At 44.9% G+C, this 25,236-nt stretch carries 21 protein-coding genes; 9 read left to right on the top strand and 12 right to left on the bottom strand.

Annotated elements, in window-relative coordinates; all coding sequences use genetic code 11:
- Positions 1-26: 26 nt before the first annotated feature.
- Both mpl and ACRRSY_RS03295 read right to left on the bottom strand, forming a co-directional pair.
- Positions 27-1,376 carry a UDP-N-acetylmuramate:L-alanyl-gamma-D-glutamyl-meso-diaminopimelate ligase gene (gene mpl / locus ACRRSY_RS03300; RefSeq protein ID WP_432464351.1) on the bottom strand — a complete coding sequence of 450 codons (1,350 nt, stop codon included), beginning with the start codon at positions 1,374-1,376 and terminating at the stop codon, positions 27-29.
- Positions 1,377-1,443: 67 nt separating this feature from the next.
- Positions 1,444-1,776 (bottom strand): hypothetical protein, encoded by a 333-nt coding sequence (locus ACRRSY_RS03295; RefSeq protein WP_432460889.1) that lies wholly within the window; start codon positions 1,774-1,776, stop codon positions 1,444-1,446.
- A gap of 49 nt (positions 1,777-1,825) precedes the next feature.
- Between ACRRSY_RS03295 and ACRRSY_RS03290 the strand changes: the two genes are divergently transcribed.
- The 4 genes from ACRRSY_RS03290 to ACRRSY_RS03275 all read left to right on the top strand — a co-directional run bounded on the left by ACRRSY_RS03290 (position 1,826) and on the right by ACRRSY_RS03275 (position 4,758).
- Positions 1,826-2,065: a hypothetical protein gene (locus ACRRSY_RS03290; RefSeq protein ID WP_432454592.1), complete on the top strand. Its 240-nt coding sequence runs from the start codon at positions 1,826-1,828 to the stop codon at positions 2,063-2,065.
- 80 nt (positions 2,066-2,145) lie between these two features.
- Positions 2,146-3,072: a hypothetical protein gene (locus ACRRSY_RS03285; RefSeq protein ID WP_432464350.1), complete on the top strand. Its 927-nt coding sequence runs from the start codon at positions 2,146-2,148 to the stop codon at positions 3,070-3,072.
- 75 nt (positions 3,073-3,147) lie between these two features.
- The gene (locus tag ACRRSY_RS03280) at positions 3,148-3,690 is read left to right on the top strand and encodes a YtfJ family protein (RefSeq protein WP_432454594.1); all 543 of its coding nucleotides are present in this window, start codon (positions 3,148-3,150) and stop codon (positions 3,688-3,690) included.
- 246 nt (positions 3,691-3,936) lie between these two features.
- Complete coding sequence (locus tag ACRRSY_RS03275) at positions 3,937-4,758, top strand: TIGR03899 family protein (protein ID WP_432464349.1); 822 nt, start codon at positions 3,937-3,939, stop codon at positions 4,756-4,758.
- Positions 4,759-5,054: 296 nt separating this feature from the next.
- Here ACRRSY_RS03275 and ACRRSY_RS03270 read toward each other — a convergent pair whose 3' ends face one another.
- Genes ACRRSY_RS03270 through ACRRSY_RS03260 form a run of 3 tightly spaced genes read right to left on the bottom strand, consistent with a single transcriptional unit; the run spans position 5,055 to position 9,290 of the window.
- Positions 5,055-5,807, bottom strand: coding sequence for a phosphoadenylyl-sulfate reductase (locus ACRRSY_RS03270; RefSeq protein ID WP_432454596.1), 753 nt, complete (start codon positions 5,805-5,807; stop codon positions 5,055-5,057).
- Entirely contained in the window at positions 5,800-7,503 is a 1,704-nt protein-coding gene (gene cysI / locus ACRRSY_RS03265; protein ID WP_432464348.1) for an assimilatory sulfite reductase (NADPH) hemoprotein subunit, read from the bottom strand. The genes ACRRSY_RS03270 and cysI overlap by 8 nt, the downstream gene beginning before the upstream one ends.
- A complete protein-coding gene (locus ACRRSY_RS03260; RefSeq protein ID WP_432464347.1) occupies positions 7,503-9,290 on the bottom strand; it encodes an assimilatory sulfite reductase (NADPH) flavoprotein subunit in 1,788 nt (595 codons plus the stop codon). The genes cysI and ACRRSY_RS03260 overlap by 1 nt, the downstream gene beginning before the upstream one ends.
- Positions 9,291-9,491: 201 nt before the next feature.
- Between ACRRSY_RS03260 and ACRRSY_RS03255 the strand changes: the two genes are divergently transcribed.
- The 5 genes from ACRRSY_RS03255 to ACRRSY_RS03235 all read left to right on the top strand — a co-directional run bounded on the left by ACRRSY_RS03255 (position 9,492) and on the right by ACRRSY_RS03235 (position 15,867).
- Positions 9,492-11,303: a sensor histidine kinase gene (locus tag ACRRSY_RS03255; RefSeq protein ID WP_432464346.1), complete on the top strand. Its 1,812-nt coding sequence runs from the start codon at positions 9,492-9,494 to the stop codon at positions 11,301-11,303.
- 9 nt (positions 11,304-11,312) lie between these two features.
- A complete protein-coding gene (locus tag ACRRSY_RS03250) occupies positions 11,313-12,659 on the top strand; it encodes a sigma-54-dependent transcriptional regulator (RefSeq protein ID WP_432464345.1) in 1,347 nt (448 codons plus the stop codon).
- A 199-nt stretch (positions 12,660-12,858) separates the two neighbouring features.
- Positions 12,859-13,839: a TRAP transporter substrate-binding protein gene (locus tag ACRRSY_RS03245; protein WP_432454601.1), complete on the top strand. Its 981-nt coding sequence runs from the start codon at positions 12,859-12,861 to the stop codon at positions 13,837-13,839.
- Positions 13,840-13,908: 69 nt separating this feature from the next.
- Positions 13,909-14,445, top strand: coding sequence for a TRAP transporter small permease (locus ACRRSY_RS03240; RefSeq protein ID WP_432454602.1), 537 nt, complete (start codon positions 13,909-13,911; stop codon positions 14,443-14,445).
- A gap of 24 nt (positions 14,446-14,469) precedes the next feature.
- Positions 14,470-15,867 (top strand): TRAP transporter large permease, encoded by a 1,398-nt coding sequence (locus ACRRSY_RS03235; protein ID WP_432454603.1) that lies wholly within the window; start codon positions 14,470-14,472, stop codon positions 15,865-15,867.
- A 42-nt stretch (positions 15,868-15,909) separates the two neighbouring features.
- Here ACRRSY_RS03235 and ACRRSY_RS03230 read toward each other — a convergent pair whose 3' ends face one another.
- The 7 genes from ACRRSY_RS03230 to ACRRSY_RS03200 all read right to left on the bottom strand — a co-directional run bounded on the left by ACRRSY_RS03230 (position 15,910) and on the right by ACRRSY_RS03200 (position 25,228).
- Complete coding sequence (locus ACRRSY_RS03230; protein WP_432454604.1) at positions 15,910-16,353, bottom strand: acyl-CoA thioesterase; 444 nt, start codon at positions 16,351-16,353, stop codon at positions 15,910-15,912.
- Positions 16,354-16,423: 70 nt separating this feature from the next.
- Entirely contained in the window at positions 16,424-17,770 is a 1,347-nt protein-coding gene (prsR, locus tag ACRRSY_RS03225) for a PEP-CTERM-box response regulator transcription factor (protein WP_432454605.1), read from the bottom strand.
- 42 nt (positions 17,771-17,812) lie between these two features.
- On the bottom strand, positions 17,813-19,852 hold the full coding sequence (gene prsK, locus ACRRSY_RS03220; RefSeq protein WP_432464344.1) for an XrtA/PEP-CTERM system histidine kinase PrsK: 2,040 nt from the start codon (positions 19,850-19,852) through the stop codon (positions 17,813-17,815).
- A gap of 415 nt (positions 19,853-20,267) precedes the next feature.
- Positions 20,268-21,335, bottom strand: coding sequence for an XrtA/PEP-CTERM system-associated ATPase (locus ACRRSY_RS03215; RefSeq protein ID WP_432454607.1), 1,068 nt, complete (start codon positions 21,333-21,335; stop codon positions 20,268-20,270).
- A gap of 2 nt (positions 21,336-21,337) precedes the next feature.
- A complete protein-coding gene (locus ACRRSY_RS03210) occupies positions 21,338-22,819 on the bottom strand; it encodes an outer membrane beta-barrel protein (RefSeq protein ID WP_432464343.1) in 1,482 nt (493 codons plus the stop codon).
- Positions 22,773-23,669, bottom strand: coding sequence for an XrtA-associated tyrosine autokinase (locus tag ACRRSY_RS03205; protein WP_432454609.1), 897 nt, complete (start codon positions 23,667-23,669; stop codon positions 22,773-22,775). The genes ACRRSY_RS03210 and ACRRSY_RS03205 overlap by 47 nt, the downstream gene beginning before the upstream one ends.
- Complete coding sequence (locus ACRRSY_RS03200; RefSeq protein WP_432454610.1) at positions 23,666-25,228, bottom strand: XrtA system polysaccharide chain length determinant; 1,563 nt, start codon at positions 25,226-25,228, stop codon at positions 23,666-23,668. Before ACRRSY_RS03200 ends, ACRRSY_RS03205 begins: the two co-directional genes overlap by 4 nt.
- Between the last annotated feature and the right edge of the window lie 8 nt (positions 25,229-25,236).

Raw genomic sequence — 25,236 nt, 5'->3', positions numbered from 1 at the left:
GATCAAGGGCCTCATCAGGCCCTTTTTTATTGGCTTAATAGCGCTTTTAATTTGCCATGGATCCCTTCGAAACCACCATTACTCATGACTAGTATTTGATCGCCACCACACATCACCGACTTCACTTGTTCGACTATCTGCTCAACAGTTTGAAACACTTTTGCTTGTGCTAACTGTGCTGCCGTATCACATATATATTGATTATCCTCGTTCGGTTGATAGAGGTAGACCAAGTCAGCCAGCTGTAAACTCTCGGCTAACTTTTGCTGATGGATCCCCATCTTCATGGTATTAGAGCGCGCTTCTAGGATTGCAATAATCCTTGCCTTGCCCACTTGCGCTCTTAATCCTGCAAGGGTGCTCTGAATCGCACTGGGGTGATGGGCAAAATCGTCGAATAGGCGAATATCATCCAACTTAGCAAGTAACTCTAATCGACGTTTCGGAGGCAGAAAACGCTGCAAGCTTTCAATCGCAAGCGCTGGCAATACCCCGACATGCCTTGCTGCGGCTATCGCCATTAAGGCATTTTCGGCATTGTGCTGCCCAATCAGCGACCAACTTAGGCATCCTTGTTGTTGTCCATCAAGACTAATGGTTAACTCACTACAATCATCTTTAAGCGCCTGCCACTGCCAATTTTGGCCCTCACCAGTGAGCTCCAGTTCCGACCAACATCCCATGGCAATCACGTCTTGTATCGCTTGATTCATCTTTGGCGCAATGATCCGGCCTGAGCATGGGACAATTCTCAACAAATGATGAAACTGTTTTTGTATTGCGGCTAAATCTTCAAAAATATCTGCATGATCAAATTCAAGGTTATTGAGTAACAATGTTCGAGGTTGGTAATGAACAAACTTAGAACGCTTATCAAAAAAGGCGCTATCATATTCATCCGCTTCAACCACAAAAAAAGGAGTATTTCCCAAACGAGCTGAACCGGAAAAGTTGCGAGGCACCCCTCCAATTAAATAACCAGGCGCCAGACCATTATCCTCGAGGATCCAAGCAAGCATACTGGCAGTCGTTGTTTTACCATGAGTCCCAGCCACCGCCAATACCCATCGATTAGGCAGGATGTGATTGTTTAACCACTCTGGGCCAGAGCAATACTTTAAGCCTTTGTCCAGCACATACTCGACACAAGGATTACCGCGACTCATCGCATTACCAATCACCACCAGATCGGGTGCGGATTCAAGCTGCGAAGGATCATAACCTTGAATCAGCTCAATCCCTAAAGACTCCAATTGAGTGCTCATCGGTGGATAAACGTTCAAATCACTACCAGTGACTCGCATGCCAGACTCTCGGGCTAACATGGCTAAGCCGCCCATAAAAGTTCCACAAATACCTAGAATATGAATGTGCATAAATGTTCGTTGTTCTAAAGCAAAAATCTAAGCCTTAGAATAACATCGAAATGCCCACAACTTTACGCTATTGTTGTTTTTCCTCTCTCGAATGAGGCCTAGGTACTTCAATGAACAACTGCTGTTGCCGATATCGGTAGGGCCGATACCAAACTAAACCACATTGATAATCACCATTCTCGCCAACCACACAACCAATAGGTAACTCTCGGAGCCACTGTAAATGAGCCTCTGCGCGAAGCTGTTCTTGCCAGCGTTGCTGCTCGAGCAATTCCTTTTTTAATTCGAAAACATCAATTTTATTTGGGTCTGAGCTTTTTTGTACAATAATCTGCCCCGCCTGCGCTGCGCTTAAGCTGAAGAACAGAGCCCAAAAAAAGTAAATAGATCGACGTATCATCAGTATTTCATCTACAATAATTATCTTTTGAAAGTTTAGGCGATAGCCCATGATTAAGCACTCAACTATCTTATCTTTTGCTCTACTTTTAATGGCTTGTAGTCAAACATCAGCGCCGTTATTAAACGCTGATAACATCTGCCAAAGCCCCCGACCTGAACTCTGTAGTATGCAATATGATCCGGTATGTGCAGAAGTGGCAGGGAAGCTAAAAGAGTATGGAAATGCCTGCTCTGCTTGTGGCGATGTCGAAGTTAATTCCTATCAACAAGGCGCCTGCCCCGAATAACAAAGCACTCACAAAACTTAGTAATTTGACCAAATACTGCTATTAACTTAAGTATACGCTCACTATATCGGGAGCTATTGATGCTTAGTTTAATGGCTTTATGGCGATTTATTTTAATGCCCGTATTACTGTTTAGTCCCCTTGCATCGGCCGCTGACTTAACGCTTAAGCCGCTAGATGAGCAAGCCTTTAACGGCGAGTGGCAATGGTCAAATCCCCAAGGTCAGCTACGACAAATGCGCCTGCATTTCTCTCAAGAACTCTTAAAACAATCGGCAATAGAACAATTTAGGATCAGTTATAGTCTGACTTATCCAACCAAAGCGATTAGTGCTTACTTAAACCCTCGCCTAGAGCACGCTTTAGTCATGATCAATCAACATGCTAAGCAGCCAACGGCGGCACCAAAAGATATTCTTAAAATATTAGCCAGTAATCCTAATACCCCTTCTTCCGAGATGCTTTGGGAAGCCTATCAACAATATACTCAAGACGCATTTCGCCACTTAGGTCTATTACCTTGTCGACATCCGCGAGGCACTCAATACCCTTGTGTTCGGCCCAATTATTCGCAGCTGTTCTACCAAAATCGGAATCGAATGCTGCCATTAATAAAAAACTTTCAGCCCTTGAAAGATCTCAACCAAACGCTAGCGGAGGCACAAGCATGGCTACTCACCATTCCAGTAAAACGAGAAATCAGTGACAGTTTTTCTCCACCGCTCCATGTACTCAAGGATAATCTGGCGGATAGCGATGAACGCGCCTTATTACTGGCGTTGATGCTCAGTGAATTAGCCCCAGACTATTCACTGTATATGGTTTATCCTGCACATAGCGTTGGTAGCGCCTCACCCGCTTGGCTAACTATCGACGCCAATAGTGGTATCGAAGGTCCAACGATTACTCTTGGACAGCATACCCTGGTGTTAATCTCTGGATCTTCAGAGCTGATAAACGAGATGCAGCTCGCAGATGTAGAACTGATTAGTGATGCCCTCTATTAACATCTGTTGCTTTTTTGTTATAAATGTTTATAACAGGTCTGACCTGCTTTAACTGTCAATAAAAAGGAACGGCACGTGAAATATCTAATATTGTTCTTCAGCCTACTACCAACTTGGGTAATGGCACTCAACCTCAGTCTGGGAGAGTCTCTGCCCAACATTTCTATAGACAAGGTGGGCGAGTTACAATTAGTTGACGAACAGATAAGCTATAGTCCATGGAATACCAAACAACTGGCAGGTAAAGTCCGCTTGGTACAGGCAATGGCTGGACGCAGCAGCGCTAAAGAGATTAATGCAGCCATGATTGAGGCGATTAAAAATGCTAACTTTGCGGCTCAAACATATCAAACAACCACTATTGTGAACCTTGATGACGCTATTTTCGGTACTTCAATGTTTGTTCAAAGCAAGCTGAAAAGCAATAAGAAAAAATTTCCACATGCTAGTTTTGTATTAGATAAAGATGGGCAACTATTTGATTTACTAGATATAAAACCTAAATCTTCAGCGATTATTTTACTCGATACGCAAGGTAAAATATTATTTGCCAAAGATGGGGCATTGAACAAACAAGAAATTAAGCAAGTGATTAAACTCATCTACTCGCATATTTAATCGTCACTCTGGCGTAAGCAGCATTACGCCTATTCAAACATCATCATCAGAACCAATAAACTAAGCACATAAGCACTCATTAACAAAGTTAAGAGTTTGTGTCGTTTCGCCCATACGGTAAGGTTTTTTAACACAATTACCCCCACACGGTTTTTAGTTAACCTAAATTTAACACCTTTAACAACAAAAGCAAACTTGCTTTATCCGCAAATCCTCAGTAAAACAGCTAAAGCGAGGGAGAGTTCAATGTCAGACAAGCCGATCATCGAAAATAAAACCAGCCAAGTAGAAAACACCAGCTTACGCCTGGTAAAAATAGCCAAACAACGCGGTTTAGATGCCTTGCTAAGAAAGCAGCAACCCAATTCAACTTGGTCGCAAAGAGCTCAGGCTCGCTCAATTGTTGAGCAAGCGGTTGAACAAAAAAACTTAGAGAACATATTTTTCCTTGCAGCACAAAAAACTAGCGAACAAGACCTTGGCAGTGAACCTGATGCCGATTGGATGAGCGAGTTTTTAAAGCTTGCCAGTAATACCCAAGTAAAATCGATGCAGTTATTGTGGGCCGATATTTTAAGCCAAGAATTAAGCACCCCCGGCAGCTTTTCGGTCAAGGCACTAAGGACTTTGAAGTTAATGACGCAAAGAGAAGCTTTATGGTTTCATACGGCTTGTGAGCTCAGTTCAACGGTCGGGGGGGAAAGCAATCACAAGATCATCACCGGAGCCGTCAGGCCAGCGAGTAACTTAGGCTTGGTAAGAGCTAGGTTGGAAAAAATAAGCTTAGGCCAGCACCGGATGCCTTATCACTATATTTTACAGCTCACCGAATTAGGTCTGCTGTTCGATCGAGAATTAGAAATTCGCCCTTCTATTCAACACAATACCGCACTAACCCACGGGACAAGCCAATATCAACTACGTTCTCGCTATAAAGGAGTGAAATTGACTTATCATCGTTTTACACCGATTGGTGACGAGTTGGCGAAACTGATTGAAAAACAGCCACAGCCATCTTATCAGGAACAACTGAGCGTATTATTACAAAACTACTTCGAATTAGTTTGAGCGGAGCAACGTTTAGACTTGGGTACTCCCTGAATTAGCAGCAAAATATCGCAATCCCAAAGACTTACCTCAGCGAATGTTATAAGCGATAAACTGCGCAGAATACTTCAACAGGCATTTCTATGACTTTAAGTACCACACAAAAAGATAAGCGATAGCAGTAAATCCCCCTTTCAAGCAGGCCATAAAAGCACCAACAAAACGAGCCTGAACTTATCAGACCTACCAGCAGAATGGTTTAATAACCACCCCACCAGCATTTGAATTGTTTGGAGCTCATATGAGCTACATATTCATTAAATACCACTTCCCGCAACTTCTTCGTGGATCCCACATTCACGTTTCAAACCGTAAAAACGGGTGTCTTCCTCACTCATACCCGCCTGTAAGGGTTGTGAAGTTTGCACATCCCCTACCGAAACATAACCCTGCTCCCAGAGCGGATGATAGGGTAAGGAATGCTCTTGCAAATAGTAATGCACGTCCTTATTGCTCCAATCAATAATTGGCAACAATTTGAAACTCCCATTTTGGATCTGCAGCACAGGCAGCTCTGAACGGCTCGATGATTGGCTACGACGTAAACCCGAGAACCAAGTTTGAACATTTAGTTCTTGAAAAGCCCGCTGCATCGGTTCGACCTTGTTAAGCGTATTGTACTGCTTCAAGCCCTCGACCCCCTGCTCCCAAAGCTTACCGAAGCGCGCCTCTTGCCAAGCATTAGACTGCTGAGCTCGATACACTTTTAAATTTAGGTTCAAACGGGCCGTCAGTTCATCGATAAAACGATAGGTTTCAGGAAATAAGTAGCCCGTATCAGTCAAAATCACTGGCATATCTGGCTTTACTTGAGTCAACATATGCAAGCTCACAGCCGCTTGAATACCAAAGCTCGAAGTAAGCACCGCCTGTTGTGGTAAGTGCTCTAAAGCCCACTCAATACGCTGCTGTGCAGTTTTAGCCTCTAAGGTCTGATTGACCGAGGCTAACTCTGCTTTTCTTAACTCATGCGGCAGCTTAACTAGCTGCTGCAAATCTAAGTTAGGCATGAAAATCCCTAGCGCTTACTTTAACTTCAGCGACGATACCAACACGAATAACAAAGTCACCAAAAGCTTCTTCAGATTCACGTTCTACCGACCAGCGAGCAATTAAACCGTCAAGTTCCGACAGAATTTGTTGTTCATCGATGCCCTCTAAATAGAGCTTAGGAATACGTGTTCCACTTTGGTTACCACCTAAATATAAATTGTACTTACCAGGCCCTTTACCCACTAAACCAGCTTCAGCCAACATGGCACGGCCACAGCCATTGGGGCAGCCAGTGACCCGCAAAATAATATGTTGCTCGGCCATGTTATGTTTATTTAATAGGCTTTCTACATCATCAACCAAGCTCGGCAAATAACGTTCTGCCTCGGCCATCGCTAATGGACAGGTAGGAAAAGCCACACAAGCCATGGAATTGAAGCGCTGCTGACTATGGCTATCGTCCATTAAACCATGTTCACGCGCTAAGGCTTCAATCTGAGCCTTCTGCGCAGCAGGGACCCCTGCTACCACCAAATTTTGGTTGGCGGTCATGCGAAAATCACCTTGATGAATTTCGGCAATCTTAGCCAAGCCGGTTTTTAGGGGTTTGCCCGGATAATCAAGCAAGCGGCCATTCTCAATAAACAAGGTTAAGTGGTGCTTACCATCAATCCCTTCGACCCAACCGATGCGATCGCCACGCGATGTGAACTCATAAGGACGGCTCGCTTCAAACTGAATCCCCGCTCGTTTTTCAACTTCCGTTTTAAAAGTATCGATCCCCACCCGATCGAGGGTGTACTTGGTCTTGGCATTCTTACGATTCACTCGGTTCCCCCAATCACGTTGCGTGGTGACCACTGCAGCGGCAATATCAAGGGTTTTAGCTAAAGGGATAAAACCAAAGTCATCCGCTCGACGTGGATAGGTCGACTTATCACCATGAGTCATAGCCAAGCCCCCACCGACGAGAACATTGAAGCCAATCAACTGCCCTTGTTCGGCAATGGCCACAAAGTTAAGATCGTTGGCATGCACGTCAATGTCGTTATGCGGTGGGATCACCACTGTGGTTTTAAACTTACGCGGCAAATAATTTGAGCCGAGGATAGGCTCTTCATCACCACCTTCTAATTTTTCACCATCGAGCCAAATTTCAGCATAAGCTCGTGTCTTCGGCAGTAAGTGTTCACTAATCTTAGTGGCCCACAGGTAAGCCTGCTGATGCAATTCTGATTCAACCGGATTACTGGTACACAAGACGTTGCGGTTAACGTCGCCAGCGGTGGCAATCGAATCAATACCAATACTATCCAAAGTTTGATGCATCAACTTAATATTGGGTTTTAACACACCGTGAAACTGGAAAGTTTGACGGGTGGTTAAACGAATGCTGCCATACATAGTTTTTTCGCTGGCAAATTTGTCGATGGCCAACCATTGCTTGGGCTGAATAATCCCGCCCGGCATCCGCGCCCGCAACATCACGTTATGTAGCGGCTCTAATTTTTGCTTGGTTCGTTCCGCTCGAATATCCCGATCATCTTGCTGATACATGCCATGAAAACGAATTAGCTGAAAGTTATCGGCGCTAAAACCACCGCTGATCCGATCCTGCAGATCGGCTTCAATGGTGCCACGCAGGAAGTTACTTTCTCGTTTCAGGCGCTCGTTATCCGACAATTTGCCTTCAACAATTAAATTATCACTCATTAGTAAACATCCTTCTGATAACGCTTGGCACTACGTAACTGTTTTAAATACTCTTCCGCTTGCTCAGGGCTTTTCGCTCCCTGCTCAGCAATAATCTCGATCAGCGCTTGGTGCACATCTTTCGCCATTCGATTGGCATCCCCGCACACGTAGAAGTGAGCCCCGGATTCCAACCATTGATAAACTTCAGCGGCATTCTCTTTGAGGCGATCTTGCACATAGATTTTTTCCGCTTGATCGCGCGAGAAGGCCACATCCAACTTGGTGAGCAAACCGGATTTAAGATAGCCCTGCCACTCGGTTTGGTACAAAAAGTCCTGAGTAAAGGTTTGGTCGCCAAAAAACAACCAGTTTTTACCTTCAGCATCACTGGCATCACGCTGCTGTAAGAAGGCCCTGAATGGCGCGATGCCGGTTCCCGGACCAACCATAATCACTGGCGTATCGGGCTGGCTGGGTAAACGGAAGTTATCATTATGCTCCACAAAAACTTTGACCGCAGCGCCTTCTTCAGCGCGCGCAAAAAATCCTGAAGCACCGCCAAAACGTTGCTGCTCACCCTGTTGGTAATTCACGACTCCCACGGTGAGATGGACTTCTTCCTCAACTTCCGCTTGGCTGGAAGCAATCGAATATAAGCGAGGGGTTAAATGACGCAATCCATCCACCAACTGCTGCGCAGTCACGTTAGCTTTTTTCTCAAGTAATACGTCGATTACCTGATGACTCGCAGCATACTCACGCAGTTTGTTTTTATCGGCCACCAGTGCCTGTAATTTTTTGCTCTGCGACCAACTCGCCCAGGCTTCGACAAAGGCACCGCTGGTTTGAGTGATTTCTAACTTGCTAGTGAGGGCCTGTGCCAGACCAAGCGACTGCCCATCGATCGTGACCTCCTCATCGGCACTCAAAGCTAAGCGCGTGAGAATTTGCTCCACCAACTGAGGGTCATTCTCAAACCATACTCCAAGGGCATCACCGGCCTGATATTGTAAGCCTGATTCTGCGAGATCAATTTCGACATGGCGAACATCTTTAGCCGAATCACGACCGGTAATCTTTTGGCTAACCAACAGCTCGGCTGTATAGGGGTTTTTCTTATTATATTGACGACTGCTTGGCGTACTAGCTGCCAAATTTGCTGTCGCGCTACTGGACGCGCTTTGCAAGGTTTGCTGTACTTGCGCTAACGCTTGCTCCGCCCAAGCTTGTGCGTCTTTATCGTAGTCAACATCACAGTCGACTCGCTCACAAAGACGTTCAGCGCCTAAGGCGGCTAAGCGTTCATCAAAATCCTTACCGGTTTGGCAGAAAAACTCGTAGCTTGAATCACCTAAGGCCAATACACCGTATTTCAACTGCGCTAACTTAGGCGCTTTCTTTGAAACCAAAAACTCATGGAATTCAATCGCGTCATCGGGTGGTTCGCCTTCCCCGTTAGTGCTACTCACCAGCAACAAATGGCTTTCGGTCTTCAAACTCTTGGTTTTATAGTCGGCAACATTGACTAACTCTGCATTGATGCCCTTGGCCTGCGCCGCGCTCAACAATTCTTCCGCAACGCCCTTAGCATTCCCCGTTTGAGAGGCATAAAGAATGGTTAACTTAGCCGCTGCGTGCGCTACCGCTTGGGGTACCAATTGTCCAGAATTCTGACCAATTCCAGCTAAATACCCACTGACCCAAGCTAACTGAGTAGCCGATAGTTCAGCCGTTGCTTGTTGTAACAAACTCACCTGTTGTTCAGACAGTGGGCTGGCCAATGACGAAAGTTCCTTTAACAGCATTTTTTCACACCCTAAATCACAATTGCTGCTAGTTTAACCACGCCAGAGTCCAGACAATAAAGAATAAAAAGGGATTCTTTATAACTTTAGGAAATATAAGATCACCGCACCGTGAAGCATGTCCACTATGTGACTAAGCAACCAGCATTGCTTACAAAAAATCAATAAACTAGCAACATTGAAACATTGACAGGGCTTGCGATGGAACAACAGCTGAGCAACAACATGACCAACAGCCAAAAACTACTATTAATTCTCGCTTGGCTGATGCTAATGCTCATCACTGGCACCGCGGCGCAATATCAAGATCAGCAGCAACGACAAGCCCAACTCTCAGAAGAGAGTTATCGTCTGCAGCTGAGTATTCAGCATGAACTGGATCGCTTTCGCAATTTTCCAAAAGTACTGGCAGTACAACAGCCGCTGTTCGCGACCTTAAATGACCAAGACAATGACGCCCAGCGCCATGCATTAAATCTGTATTTACAAAAAATTAATCAACTGCAAGGCAGCGATGTCACTTATTTACTCAACGCTTACGGCACTGCCATTGCGTCCAGTAATTGGCAAAGCAGTCGAACCTTCATCGATAGTAATTACAGTTATCGCCCTTATTTTCAAACGGCCATGCAAGGAAAGAATGCACAATACTTCGCCTTGGGTTCTCGTTCAGGATTACGCGGTTATTACTTTTCTGCGCCAGTACTCCAGCAGCAACGAGTGATTGGAGTATTGGTGGTCAAAGTTGCCTTAAATGTGATCGATAAGAGTTGGCGAGACCCTCGCTTTGAATATTTGCTTACCGATAAACACGGCGTGGTATTTTACGCATCACAGTCACATTGGCTATATAAAAGCATTAAACCTTTATCTGAAATACAACGCCAACAGCTAATCAACTCAAAGCAATATGGTGAACATTTACTGCTTAACATGGCCCAAAAAAAGCGTGACAGTGAAATAACCTTACCGAATTTCCGAGACCAAAGCCAAGACTACATCTACACCCGCCGGATCTTAGCGAACACCGGCTGGCGCCTCTATGCCCTATCGCCAGACCAAGGCTATATGCAAGCGATTGCTAAGGCTATGTTGCTCAGTTCGCTGTGTTATTTAGGCTTAGTTTTATTGTATTTCTACTGGCGACAATTACAGTCAGCGCGCCAATTACAAGACCAAATCAACCAACAACTAGAGAGTCGCGTAGCGCAACGCACCGCCCAACTCACCATCAGCAACCAACAGTTACAACAAGCGCTGAATGATTACCAACGAACCGCTAGCACCTTGAAGAAGACCGAGGATGAACTCGTGCAAGCAGCCAAATTAGCCACCCTAGGAGAGTTATCCGCAGGGATCAACCATGAACTGAATCAACCCTTGACTGCATTGCAAAACTACGCCGAAAACGCACTACGCTTTCAGCAAAAGCAACAATATCAGCAAGTCACTCATAACTTGCAAGACATTCTTAAACTCTGCTTGAAGATGAGCAAGATGATCGCCAAGTTTAAAATTTTCTCTCGCAAATCTAGCGGCCAAATCGCTTGTGTTTCGAGTTCAAGTTCAATCAACGCGGCGCTCGCGATCTTAGCCAATAGAATTGTGAAACATGAGATAAAAATCGAATTCTCCGGCTTAGAGGAGCAATGGGTTAAGGCCGACGCCATTCAACTGGAACAAGTGCTGATTAACTTGATTAACAATGCCATCGACGCCTTAGAGCAACAAGCCGATGCTCGCCTTGGGATCCGCCAATACCAACACGACGATTGGCAGTGCATTGCCATCTGGGATAATGGGCCGCAGCTCAGTGAAGAACAGTTGCAACGTATCTTTGAACCCTTCTTTACCACCAAGAAACAAGGTTTAGGTTTAGGCATGGCGATTTCTAAACGACTGGTGGAAACCTTCGATGGTGAGTTAGTGGTTGGTAATCATGGCGACATTGGCCCCGAATTTGAAATCCGACTCCGCTCAGCGAGTCCCCCTGTCCAAGCTATCAATAGTTAAGAGGTAACAGTGCAAACACCGGTAATCATCATCGACGACGACCCAGATATTCTGCGCTCTTTGGCGCAGACCTTAGCGCTGGAGGAGATCCACTGTGAAACCTTTAGCAGTGCCGAGCAAGCGCTCAGCCAACTCAAACAGGATTGGCCCGGCGTGATTATCTCAGATATCAATATGCCGGGGATCAGCGGCTTAGAAATGATGCAACAGGCACTGCAGATCGATCCCGATCTGCCGATTATTCTACTCACTGGCCATGGTGATATTTCGATGGCAATTAAAGCCATCCGTGATGGTGCCTACGATTTTCTTGAGAAGCCTTTTTCCACCAGCCACCTACTCGAAGTTCTACAACGCGCCCAAGAGAAAAGGCAACTCACCCTAGAAAATCGAGAGCTAAAAGCGGAGCTAGACGCCCAAAGTGGCCCTGGACCACGACTACTTGGCAGTACCCCAGCAATTATGCGACTGCGCAAAATTTTAAGCCATGTTAAGGATACCCCAGCAGATGTGTTGATCAATGGGGAGACAGGAACCGGCAAAGAGCTGGTCGCTCGTTTTCTGCATGATCATAGTGTACGCGCCAACCATCCTTTTGTTGCCATCAACTGCGGCGCGGTGCCGGAAAACATGATAGAAAGTGAATTATTTGGCCACGAAGCAGGCGCGTTTACCGGCGCCCAGAAAAAACGCATCGGTAAAATTGCCTACGCCAATCATGGCACGCTATTTCTCGATGAAATCGAAAGTATGCCGATGGCTTTACAAATAAAATTACTCAGAGTTTTAGAAGAACGTAGTGTTGAACCTTTGGGCAGTAATCAAGCAGTACAACTTGATCTGCGGGTGATTGCCGCCACCAAAAGCGATTTGAAAGCACTCGGTGAACAAGGTGAATTTCGCAGTGACCTCTATTATCGACTCAACGTCGTCGAAGTGCATATTCCCCCGCTACGCGAACGTAGCGAAGACATCGCCCTACTGTTAGAGAATTTTTTACGGGTGGCTTCCGCTCGCTATCAACTCAGCAGCCCCAAGGTGAGTCCGCAGCGCCTCGCCGAACTCATGGCACAAGAATGGCCCGGCAATGTTAGAGAGCTACGTAATTTGGCCGAACGCTGGGTATTGATGGGCGAAGACGTTGCCTTTAATACCCAGTCTCAACAACGGTCTTTAAACCTAGCGGAGCAACTATACCGATTCGAGAGAACCCTCTTACAAGATGCCCTACATCGCCATCAAGGCCATTTAAAGGCGGTTCAAGAAGAGTTACAGATCGGCCGTAAAACCCTTTACGAAAAAATGAAAAAATACCAATTAGAAAAGGATGATTATAAACACGTCAATTTAGATTAAGGGGGGAAATCCCCCCATTTCATCATCAGCAAAGGGGGGGATCCCCCCCGTTCATAACCCATCCCTTTTCTTCACCGCTCATGAAAAAACCAATAAGCCATTGTAAACAAATAGTTAAATAATGTAGTTCATTGTTGGCTTAAAGCTTGCTGTTAGCTATCGCGTAATCCCTACATAAGCCATTACAAGGAAGAATAATATGAAACGATTGGCAAGCACACTCACCGCCCTAAGCTTGGCGTTTGCATCAGCAATCCATGCCGCCCCGATTGAACTTAAGTTTTCTCATGTGGTTGCAGAAAACACTCCCAAAGGGCAAATGGCACTTAAATTTAAACAACTCGCTGAACAACGTTTACCCGGTAAAGTAGAAGTAAAAGTCTACCCCAACTCGCAACTTTATGGGGACGGTAAGGAGCTAGAAGCGCTGCTTTTAGGTGACATCGAATTCATTGCGCCTTCGCTATCTAAATTCAAAAAATACACGAAGAAGTTGCAAGTATTTGATCTTCCTTTCTTATTCAAAGATATGGCTGCGGTTGAGCGATTTCAAGCCAGTGATGCTGGCCAAGAGCTATTAGGTTCTCTCGAAAGCAAGGGCCTAGTCGGTCTAGGCTATCTACATAACGGTATGAAACAATTATCGGCCAATGAACCACTGTATACACCAGCGGATGTCAAAGGTAAGAAGTTTCGCATCATGTCTTCAGACGTATTAGCCGCACAGTTTGAAGCTGTGGACGCGGTTCCCTTGAAAAAACCCTTCTCGGAAGTATTTACCCTGTTGCAAACTCGCGCCATCGATGGCCAAGAAAACACCTGGTCCAATATTTATTCGAAGAAATTTTTTGAAGTACAAAACAGCATTACTGAATCCAACCATGGCGTATTGGATTACCTCATCGTCACCTCCGCCGATTTCTGGTACGGGCTGCCCGATGATATCCGTACTGAATTAAAAGCGGCTTTAAACGAAGCTGTCGCCATGGGAAACCAGATTGCTGCCGACAAAGCCGAACAGGATAAAGCCCATATTATCGCTTCAAAACGCTCACAAGTTATCTCTCTCACTCCTCAGCAGCGCCAACAATGGGTCGAGGCAATGAAGCCAGTATGGCGACAATTTGAAACTGAAATCGGTAAAAATATTATCGAAGCAGCGGCGGCTGCCAACCAATAAACGCTGACTTGCGCAGAGGCCCCTCACTCTGCGCAAGTCCCCAAGCGGTTTTGCTCATAAGGACATAGCATGAAATTTGTAACTTGGTTCCGGCGTTTCGAAGAAAACTTCATCGCCCTACTGTTGGTCTCCATGACGCTACTGGTATTTATCGAAGTGATCATGCGCTTTGTATTTAACTCTGGGATCCACTGGGTACAAGAGGTCACTCTCTATTGCTCCGCTTGGCTGGTCCTACTCGGTGCTAGCTGGGGAGTCAGAGAAGGCGCCCATATTGGGGTCGATGCCTTTGTCAGAATTCTTCCGCCCACCCAACGTAAACTACTCACGCTATTGGCCTTAGCTCTATGTTTATTCTATTGCAGCCTATTTATGTATGGCTCTTGGGTATACCTAAGCAAACTGCAGCGGATCGGCATTGAAATGGAAGATTTACCGATTGAAAAATGGAAAACCATGAGTGTGTTATTCATCGGTTTTGTGTTGTTAGTGGTTCGATTTTTAGAGGTAGGTTGGAAGGTCATCACCAATCAACAAGATGGTTTCCACCTCGCAGACGAAGCCAAAGACAGCATGCACTTAGCTGACGAAATAGAAAAACAATAAGCATTACCGGCAAAGGATCTGACCATGACCACCTTCACTCTTTTTATCTTACTGTTTATTTGCATGATCATTGGTATGCCCATCGCGGTCGCCTTAGGTTTTGCCAGTATGACCACCATTTTACTGTTTTCCAATGACTCCTTGGCATCAGTCGCTCTAAAGCTATTTGAAGCAACCTCGGAGCACTATACGCTGCTTGCGATCCCCTTCTTCATTTTGTCATCGGCATTTCTCTCAACTGGGGGAGTGGCGCGACGGCTGATTAACTTTGCGATGGACAGTGTCGGCCATATTCGTGGTGGACTGGCCATGGCTTCGGTGTTGGCCTGTATGTTATTTGCCGCGGTATCGGGCTCCAGTCCCGCCACCGTGGCAGCGATTGGCTCCATCGTGATTGCTGGCATGGTACGCTCTGGCTATCCTGAGTCCCTCGCGGCAGGTGTTATCGCTAATGCCGGTACCTTGGGTATTTTAATCCCCCCCTCGATTGTCATGCTGGTCTATGCTGCCGCCACCGAGGTCTCGGCGTCACGCATGTTTATGGCTGGCTTCATCCCTGGGCTCATGATGGGCAGTATCTTAATGCTCGCCATATACGTAGTTGCAAGGATCAAAAATCTTCCGGCGCAGCCCTATCCCGGCTGTCGCCAATGGGGGATATCGGCGCTCAAAGCCACTGGCGGTTTAATGCTGATAGTCATCGTGCTGGGATCCATTTATGGCGGTATCGCCAGCCCCACCGAAGCGGCATCGGTCGCGGCAGTCTACGCCTTCTTAGTCTCGGTTTATGGCTATCGTGATATTGGGCCGCTCAAAGGTCAGGCCTGGCGAAACCAAGGGGAGAGCCTGTCTAAAGCGATCGCTCGCAATGTTTGGTTATTGCCAATCAGCATCTTCAAATCGGTGAACAATCAAGAGGTTCGCCACGTGCTCAAGGACGCAGCTAAAGTAAGCATCATGTTGTTATTCATCATTGCCAATGCGATGTTGTTTGCGCATGTGCTTACTACCGAGCGCATTCCGCATATGATCGCCGAATCGATCGTCGCTTATGGCTTACAACCCTGGGCATTTTTAGTGGTAGTGAACATTCTGTTACTGATCGCTGGCAACTTTATGGAACCTTCGGCCATCTTGCTAATTATGGCTCCGATCTTGTTCCCAATCGCCACTCAACTGGGGATCGACCCAATCCATCTGGGCATCATTATGGTGGTCAATATGGAAATCGGCATGCTCACGCCACCGGTAGGACTCAATCTGTTTGTCACTGCTGGAATTACCGGTAAAAGCATGGGCTGGGTGATTAAGGCCTGTCTGCCTTGGTTAAGCTTACTGCTGCTATTTTTAATGCTGATTACCTACATCCCACAGATATCGCTGTTTTTACCCGAATACTTCGATCGCATCAATGGCTATTAATCAAACAGGCCTGCAAATGCAGGCCCTATTATTACTCAGTGATTATTCCATGCGCCGCTGTCGCCGGCGTAAGGCATCGTTAAAGCGACGTTTAGCCACTTCAGTGCGTGGTTCAAGTGGCGGAACGTTAATCGAATGACCTTTATCATCGACAGCCACCATGGTGAAGAAGCACGAATGAGTATGCCGCACGGTTTGTTCTTTCAGATTTTTGGCTATCACCTTAATCCCGATCTCCATCGAGGTTCGGCCAGTATAGTTAACAGAGGCTAAAAAAGTGACAAACTCGCCAATCTCTACCGGATTCTTAAATAACACCTGGTCCACCGACAAGGTCACTGCGTAATGCCCGCAATACTGGATCGCGGTGGTATAAGCCACTTCATCCAACTTTTTTAACATTGACCCGCCATGCATCTTTCCTGAAAAGTTAGCCATCTCAGGGGTCACCAAAATATTCATCTCTGTTTGTGAATTATCCATCATATTCCTCATCTCTTTCTGCCAAACCCTTTCGTCGGCGGTAGGGAATTACGGGCAAAATAATTCACCCGAGTTAATCTGTTTTTAAACCGTGTTTTTCAAATAAAGAATATAAGGTAGGTCGTGTCACGCCTAATAAACTAGCAGTATTTGAGACATTGCCATCACTTAAGGCCAAAGCCTTATTAATCGCCAATTTCTCTGCTGCTTCTCGAACATGGCGTAGGTTTAAAGCCAGCTTCATCTCCTCTTCATCACCCACCGATAAGGCCAAATCCTCAGCAGTAATTTGCTTGTTATCAGCCATGATCACTGCTGATTTAATTTTATTTTGCAACTCACGAATATTGCCGGGCCAGCGATGATGACTGAGAGCGGCGATGGCATCGTCACTAAAATTATTAATGTTTCGCTGCATCTGCTTGTTGTAGTTTTGCAAGAAAGCGCGCGCCAGCAGAATCACATCTTCACCGCGTTCCCGCAAAGGTGGAATATTAATGGTTATTTCGCTGATCCGATAAAACAAATCTTCACGAAACTCTTTTTGTTCTACCATTTGCGATAAGTTTTGGTGAGTCGCGCAAACGATTTTCACATCCACAGGAATTTCTTTACGCCCACCAACACGCTCAACCACTTTCTCTTGCAAAAAACGTAATATTTTCGCTTGTAGTGGATAAGGCATATCACCAATCTCGTCAAGGAATAAGGTGCCACCATTGGCACATTCAATCTTCCCTTCAGTGGTTTTATGAGCTCCAGTAAAGGCACCTTTCTCAAAACCAAATAGCTCACTTTCCAACAAATTTTCAGGGATCGAGGCACAGTTTATCGCAATAAAGGGCTTCTCTTTACGGGGGCTTTGCTGATGAATCGCCCTAGCCAAGACCTCTTTACCAGTGCCGCTCTCCCCTAATAGCAGCGTGGTGACTTCCGTTGGCGCAATCCGTTCCACCATCCGACACACTTTTTGCACTTGAGGGGAATTACCTAAGAAGCCATTGCTATCCAGCGATGCGCCTCGCAAGGTTTCATTTTCAAGCTCAATGTTTGCCACCCACAGGGCTCGGGCAATAATCACCGACAGCGTGTCATCGTCAATCGGTTTATGATAAAAATCATGAGCCCCCATCGCGATCGCCTTTAAGGCATTGTCTTTATCTTCATTCCCTGTAATCACAATGACCTTAAGCTTAGGATTAAGCTCCAGCATTTCTTTCAAGGTTGCTAAACCTTCACTGGCATTGGCTTCATCCGGTGGTAAACCTAAATCTAACGTGACCACTTTAGGCTCATAGCGCCTAAGTGCGGTAATGGCCTGATGACGATCACCAGCTATCACCACTTGATAATCACTAAAGCTCCACTTCAATTGCTTCTGAATACCAGGGTCATCTTCTACGACTAATAGCGTTTCCATGTCATCTCATCCATTTACTTATTAGTAAGCCCGCAGACTTATTTAAATCTTGTGAATCGGTAAAAATAGCTTAAATAAGCTACCTTCGCCCTGTTTACTTATCACTTGGATATGTCCACCCAACTCTTCGACGAAACGTTTGGCATCGTAAGCGCCCACCCCCATACCAGCATTTCCCTTAGTTGTATCAAAGGGTTTAAACAAGCGATTGTCAATAAAATCAACACTCATACCTACGCCTTTATCTTCAACTTCGACCAAACAAGTTTGCGCTTGCAAAGATGCGCGAAGCAAGACCTGACCACTCTCATCACTGGCATCTTGGGCGTTTTGAACCAAATGTGAGAGTACGTTAATAAAGCGTTCTTGATCTCCAACCAATTCAAAATCGGATCCAATTTGATAATCCAGCTCCGGTGCTGGTAGGTTACTCACCTTAACCTTTAAAACTTGCTGCAATGCCCGAAGCAGATTAAATGGTGCAACCACAGTATCAATACGTTGTTTATTACTTAAATGCGCAACCACCTTTCTTAAGCGACTGGCAGCCGAATCGACCGTGTCAAAGGCATCGTCGATAAATTCAGGATTATGTTTATGCTTAATGGCATTTTTTGATAACAATTGCAGCTGCGCTAATACGTTCTTTAAATCATGTACCAAGTAGGCCGACATCCGGTTAAAGGTGTCGAATTGCTGACTTTCGGCCAACGCTAAGTTGGAACGATGAAGATTCAAATACACCGCTAACTGGCGGCTAATAGCACGCATTAAGTCGCGATCTTCCCAGTTTACACTATGGATCGAAGTGGGCGGAGATAACAAGATTGCCCCCTTAAATCCGGCAGCAGTACTGGTTGGAATAACATAGGCAAATTTAGTAATTTGCTGCAAATCCAGAGTCGAAACCTTAAATGGAACGACACTAGGATCAGCTTTTAATTCCGCAATATCAACGATCCATTGATGCTCGATAGCTGCCATACCAAGGTGTTCCAAACAAGCCAAAATCTGTGAATCATCTTCTCTTAGATTATAACTAGTCTTGACTATAAATCGCCCATTTTCCACGATAGCTAAGCTAGCAAAATGACAATCGAAGGGCTGGTTAATCGCTTTAAGCGCAATCGCATAGGGCGAGATACCGTCATCTTCTAACACCGCAGCAAACTTCATCCATTCTTCACGATACTCATATTTATTGGCGAAGAAGTGCTTTGTGATCTGAACCTTAAGCTGCTTACGCAACTTTTCCGATAAAAATAAACTCACCAGTACCAGCACGCTTAAGGCAAAAAAACCATTCTGGGCAATACTTCCCCAGTCTCCTCCCTCATAACGGAGGTAATAGCCAACCAGCGCCATCATTAGCAGGTAAGCCCCTGCAACTAACAGTAGAGTGCTGTGATAAATCACATCTCGTGAGACATAAATTTTAGTCGACCAACGCTTGACCCGACGCGCACTTAGCAATACCAAAGGGGCGGCCAAAATTGCCACTAAGCCACGTAAGACCCAAAAATCAAAAGAAATACCTGAGGTGATTAACGCATTAGCATACAGTGAAAAATCGAAAGCAAACATGCTTCCCAAACCTAAACACATCGGTTTAATGGTTGGCCGAGCCGTGACATCGATACGTCGATACAACTGCTCAATTAGCCATAGACCCACCACTGCCTGTGACAATTGGCTAATCAGCCAAAACTGATTCAGTGGGACATGAAAAATAGCAGCCAACAACTGTAATAAGGCAATCACCAATAGACCAAGCAATACGCCTTTACGGCGCCAAGAACCTTGCAACAAATTACCAAAACTAAAGCGCGGCGCAATGGTTGCGTATAACAGCAACATCCATAGCCCGTTACGCAAGCTTTCCAAAGAATAAAAATAACCTAAGGCAAATGAAAAGCGCATTTGGGCGGCACCAAGAACGGCCCAAATAAAAGTAAAAAACACAGCTAAACTTAAAGCTTGCCGCTGAAAACCACTCTGCTTGGTCGTCAACAATAACAAGCTAAACAACAAATAAATTATTGCAGCTAAGCTATATCCGAATAGGCCTACAATTATACTCAATCTAAGTCATCCATCTTAGCCCTCAGGGCAGTTATACTGGGTGGTCATTTTAGGTTCGAGATGAAAACCTTTTAATCGCAGCGAACGCGATGTGGCATAATGGGGACAACTCATTCCGCAAAACAACGCGTCAAAAGCTTTAAGCCAAATATCTACTTAGCCATACCAGACTAAAGTGAATTGAATAATGGTTTACTCTCCATTGCGGCTTTGCAGGACTTACACATCAAGCTCTGCCATTACGAGCCCTCATACTCCCTACAACATCCTGTGAGCAAATCAACGCTCACATTGGCCTTCATTTCAACGCAAGATAGAGCCTCAAAGCAAGATTGGGCCGCTCGCCAATAGCGATCCTTCATTCACAGCTAAATAGCCGACGCGAGAAGCACCACTCCATAAAGGGAAAGTCAAATTAGCGACTTTCTCCTAACTCAACAATTTCTTTGCGTTTTTTCTCTATCATTTTGTCTAAGTAACGGATAATTTTAATCTTTCTCAGCACCACTTCTTCCAGATAACTAGACACATCTAATAGATTCGCTTTCATCTGTTGCTCACCAACGGCCATCACTGACACATCGGGAGAAGTTAAGCCATCGCTATATTGGCGACCTAGAACTTGATCAATATTCACACTTGCTTGCTGAGGTGGCGTGCCCTGAAGCGATCCAGACAATTCGCCGCCCATTTCTTCAATGACTGCAGCCACATCCTTAGAACCAATGGTATGCAAATCTTCCAAAAATGCGTATAAAAATAAGCGGTCGGCAAAAATATTGATCTTCCGAGGAATACCTTTGGTAAAGTCGGCAATCTGAACAAAAATATCGTCATCTAATTGTGGGTTTTGTTGCCAACCCACTTGTTTGAGTCGATGTAAAATATATCCCTGAGTTTGTTCGGCATCAAAGGCCTGTAAATGGCAAGAAGCAATGATCCGTTGCCGAAACTGTTCCATTTCGGGTAATTCAATAATTGGTTTTAACTCTTCTTGCCCAAGCAAAAAACTCTGAAACAAGGGTTTATCATCTAATTGAAAATTAGACAGCATCCGCAACTCTTCAACGGTTTCTGCTGGTAAGTTCTGCGCTTCATCGACTACCAATAACGCGCGCTTCCCTTGCCGATGCAAGCTCAGTAGATACTGCTCAAAGCGTTTTAAAATTTCGGCTTTATTTAAGCTTTCGACTTCAATGGAGAACTGAGCCGCGACTAAGCGGACTAACTCATCTGGACTGAGTCGGGTTGTAGCAATCTGCGCAGCGACGATCGATTCATCAACCGAGGCCAGTAAACTACGAGCAATGGTGGTTTTACCGGTACCAATCGGGCCCGTCACCACAATGAAACCCTCGCCTTGTGATAGCCCATAACGCAGATAAGAGATCGCGCGGTCATGATGAGGGCTCGCAAAAAAGAATTTAGGATCAGGGCTTAGCTTAAAAGGTTTATCGCTTAAACCAAAAAAAGATTCATACATATTTAAAACTGCTTAGTAGCGTTAATTGAAACGCGATTTTCATTATAGTCACGGCCCTCAATACTAGAGCTACGACGAGTGAATTGATAACGATAAATTAGAGAAAAACCTTCGATCAGATCTTGAGTGAGCGACAAATTATAACGGCTATATTTATCGACTTGCTTACCTTTACTGATTCGCTCAAAGCGATAGTAATCATAATCAACTTTAAAAGCCGCTCGAAGCTGACGAGTTAACTTGTGATCTAAACCTAAGCCGACACCGTAAGTTTTATCCTGAATAAAATCAGTAAGCTCAGTCAAACTGGTTCGATCTTGGTGGCGAATTTCAAAATCGATGCCACTACGACGTAAGTCCAAAGCACTATTCCAGCGTAAAGTCTTATTTAATTTTTGCTCTGCAAGAATATCCCCTTCAACAAAAAACCGCCGGTCAAAACTAGTGGGTTCTTCTATGTAAGAAATATCGGTTTTAATCCGTCTGCGTTCATGCGAAAAGGTAAAGTTATAAGCATCACCATAAAACCGTTGGCCATACTCAAATAGCAACTTGGTTCTGCGATTTGGCTGAAGATTCAGCGCTGCGCCGATATAGTCATCATTCTTTTCTCGCTCTAAAGAAAAATTATAGCTCACTTCGAGATAGCTTAATTGAGTTCGAAAATAACGAAGCGCGGGTCCCCAACTTTCAGACTCCCCGACCGTAGATGAGGCATTCACACCTTCGAGGTAGCTTTCGGCATAATAACGTAGAAAAGGACTAAATCCCGAGCGTGGTGGAAGACCTAGTTCGATTTTATATTTCAGAGTTTCGGTTGCAGCAGAATTAGCGCGAGCCTCACGCTTCGAATAAGCGGATTCAACAAGCCAAGTAACGTTCTTTACTTTCTGTCCATTCTTAAATAACAAAGCTCCCTCTAAATCATTGTTATTACCGCGGTCATCTTCATAACGATTAAAAGTAGAAAACACCGCCGTGTTCAAATCAATCCATTTACGAGGGTTAGATTTATATCCTAATGAAAGCTCATGTGAACTGCCTTGTATTAAATCACCAGTCACGACATCAGTTATCGCATTGTCATTAACCTTAGCAGGCATTATATACATCTTTGAGACAAGACCGACCGTAACACCAGTATTGCGGATTTTCTTTTCAGCCATAAAAATAAGATCATGATACAGCTTATTCTTATCTGAATCGTCTGAATTGTAAATTTGCTCAGCTTGGTAGTCGAGCGTCAAACGACCATCATGACCAATAAATTCAGATTCGAGCCCCGCTGTAAATACACCGATTTGTCCTGATCGAGTCGCATCTTCAGTTAAACCAACATTGTCGGTATAAACCAGCTCAGCACTTAGCTTAGGAAGGAAGCTAAAATCTGCTGCCGACACCGACATCGATAAACCAACTATCAGCGCAACAACGATGCTAAGCGCTTTGTTCTTCCTCGTATCCATAGCCATATCCGTAGCCATAACCGTAAGTTCCTGTTTTACCGTGCACTGCTTTATTCAACACATAACCTATCGCCAATTCTTCACTAAATTGGGAAACAGCCGCCTTAATTGCGGCCAACTTCGTTTTGTCTTGTTCAACCACCACCACCGCCTGACCAATAAAATTAGACAGAACCACAGTTTCATTCACCCCAAGAATTGGTGGACTATCGAATAACACGACTCGGTCGGCATAACGACTATTTAACTCTTCAGTCAGAGCACGCATTTTATCACTTGCCAACAACTCGTTACTTAAGTGATGAGGCATTCCTGCCGGCATAATCCGTAAATTTGGGATATTGGTATGATAAATGACATCTGCAATATCATCCGTCTCACCGAGTAAATATTCCATAAGGCCCATATGTTGGCCAATCCCTAAGGTTTTACTCACGGTGGGTTTCAATACATCCGAGTCAATCAGTAGTACTGTTTTATCTTTTTCCAAGGCTAAACTAAGTGCCAAATTAATCGAAGTAAATGTCTTCCCTTCGCCAGGGTTGGCACTGGTGACCATTATCAGATTACTTTTATTACGCGGTATCAAACTTGGATCAAATGCATTTTTCAATAACTTACGCTTAACGCCTCGATATTCATCACTAAGCATTCGAGTCTCTCGAGAACGAACATCGGATAACATCCCTAAGTTTCTTAATACACTTGAGTCAATTTGCAATACAGCCTTTTCGCGAGGCCTTGCATTGGGTTCTTGATTCGGCGGATTCACATCCGCGACAGAGTCTGGAGCTGCAGCATTATTCGACTGCTGATTTTGTTGGGCTTGTTTGGCCAACTTACCCATCGCTTTTTCTATGGTACTCATAAGATCCCAATGCCTCCCAAGATAGAAATAAGCTTATTGTGTAAGCCCGGAAGTAAATTAATGACCATAAACCCAACAAAACAACACAATAACAATATATTTGAAAATACAAATATACGCATTTTTTGCCTTTCGACTTTAATCAAACCAGAGCTGTCGGTGGCAGACACAACCCCGAGCACCGGAAAGCCGGTTTGCTGATATAGCTGCTGAATACTCGATACCACTGGATTAATCTGACTAAATGCCAGAGACAAACCAACACCGGCACCCAAAGCTAAAATCAGCACTCCAATAATAAGCAGTGGCCGCTTCGGTCCAGAAGGCTCTAATGGCACCCTTGGAGCGTCAATCACCCTAAACTTAATATCGTCGGTGGTCTTACCCGCGCTCTCAGAAATCTGAGCACTTTCTCGGCGAGACAACAAGTCTTCATATTTCGACTTAGTAATCTCATAATTTCGATTCAAACCGGTGAGTTTAGCTTCCACATCAGGGACCTGGCGTAACTGGTCTTGTAGATCAGAAACATTGTCTTTATAGCGTTGTTCACGAACATTCAGCGAAGCCACTTCATTTTCCAACTGGCTCACGGTAATTTTCAGATCCTGATAAATCACCGAGTCGGAGGCAATCGCGGCAGGCGTCTGCGCAACGGTTAAAGCACTATCTTTCTGTTTCTGCAAGCCTGCAATTTGTCGCTTAACCTCGATAACATCTGGATGGTTGTCCGTATAACGCAGCAACATATCATCAAGTCGGGTTTGCATTGAGACAATTCGGTCATCGAACTCAGTTCTGACCTTAGCGGTTTGTTGAGATGCTAAACGTTCTTCACTAGCTAATTGAGCCCGAGCCGATGTTAACTTTGTCTCTGCTTCGCTTAACTGTAAACGAGTTTCTTCAAGCTTCTTTTTTACCCCTTCAAGATTACTGTAATAAGTCGATTCTTTACCGGGCAAAAAAGCTGTGTACTCTTGCTTAAAAGCCGCGAGCCGTTTCTCTGCTTCAATCAGGCGCGTCTCATACTCTTCAATTTGCTGATTAATAAAAGAATTCGCCGTATCTGTATCCTGACGTTTTTCACCTAAAGTATTTTCAACAAATACATCAAGGGCAGCTTGCACTACATCACGCACATACTGTGGGGAGTCAGCTTCAAAACTAATGGTGTACAGGTTTTCTCGTTTTGTCTTATCAATGATTATTTTTTCTTTTAAATCATCGAGTAGCTCTTCATATTCAAGCTTATTGTTCACTCTTAAATCTGCGTCACTCGCGCGAACAATTTTTTCCAAATTACTTCTGCTCAACAGAGTTTTAACCATCATTTGCAATTCTTGAGCAGGGTCTGTTTGCAAGGCTAAGCCTTTCAGCAGTGGCTGTAACAAAGAGCGAGTATCCGCATATACTCTTGCTTCGGCCGTATACTGATTTGGCAACAAGGTCACAACAATCCAGCCAATAGGGCAAAGCAACCAAAGTGCAATAATAATATAACGTCGCTTCAGCCATACCCCTCTCAGGTACTGCAAAAAGTCCTCAATAAATTCCTGCATCTAAACCG

Source organism: Agarivorans sp. QJM3NY_33 (genome assembly GCF_050870865.2).
In the GTDB taxonomy this organism is placed as follows: Bacteria; Pseudomonadota; Gammaproteobacteria; order Enterobacterales; family Celerinatantimonadaceae; genus Agarivorans.
Note: the sequence above shows the minus strand (reverse complement) of the source record. Positions and strands in the feature narration are given on the sequence as shown.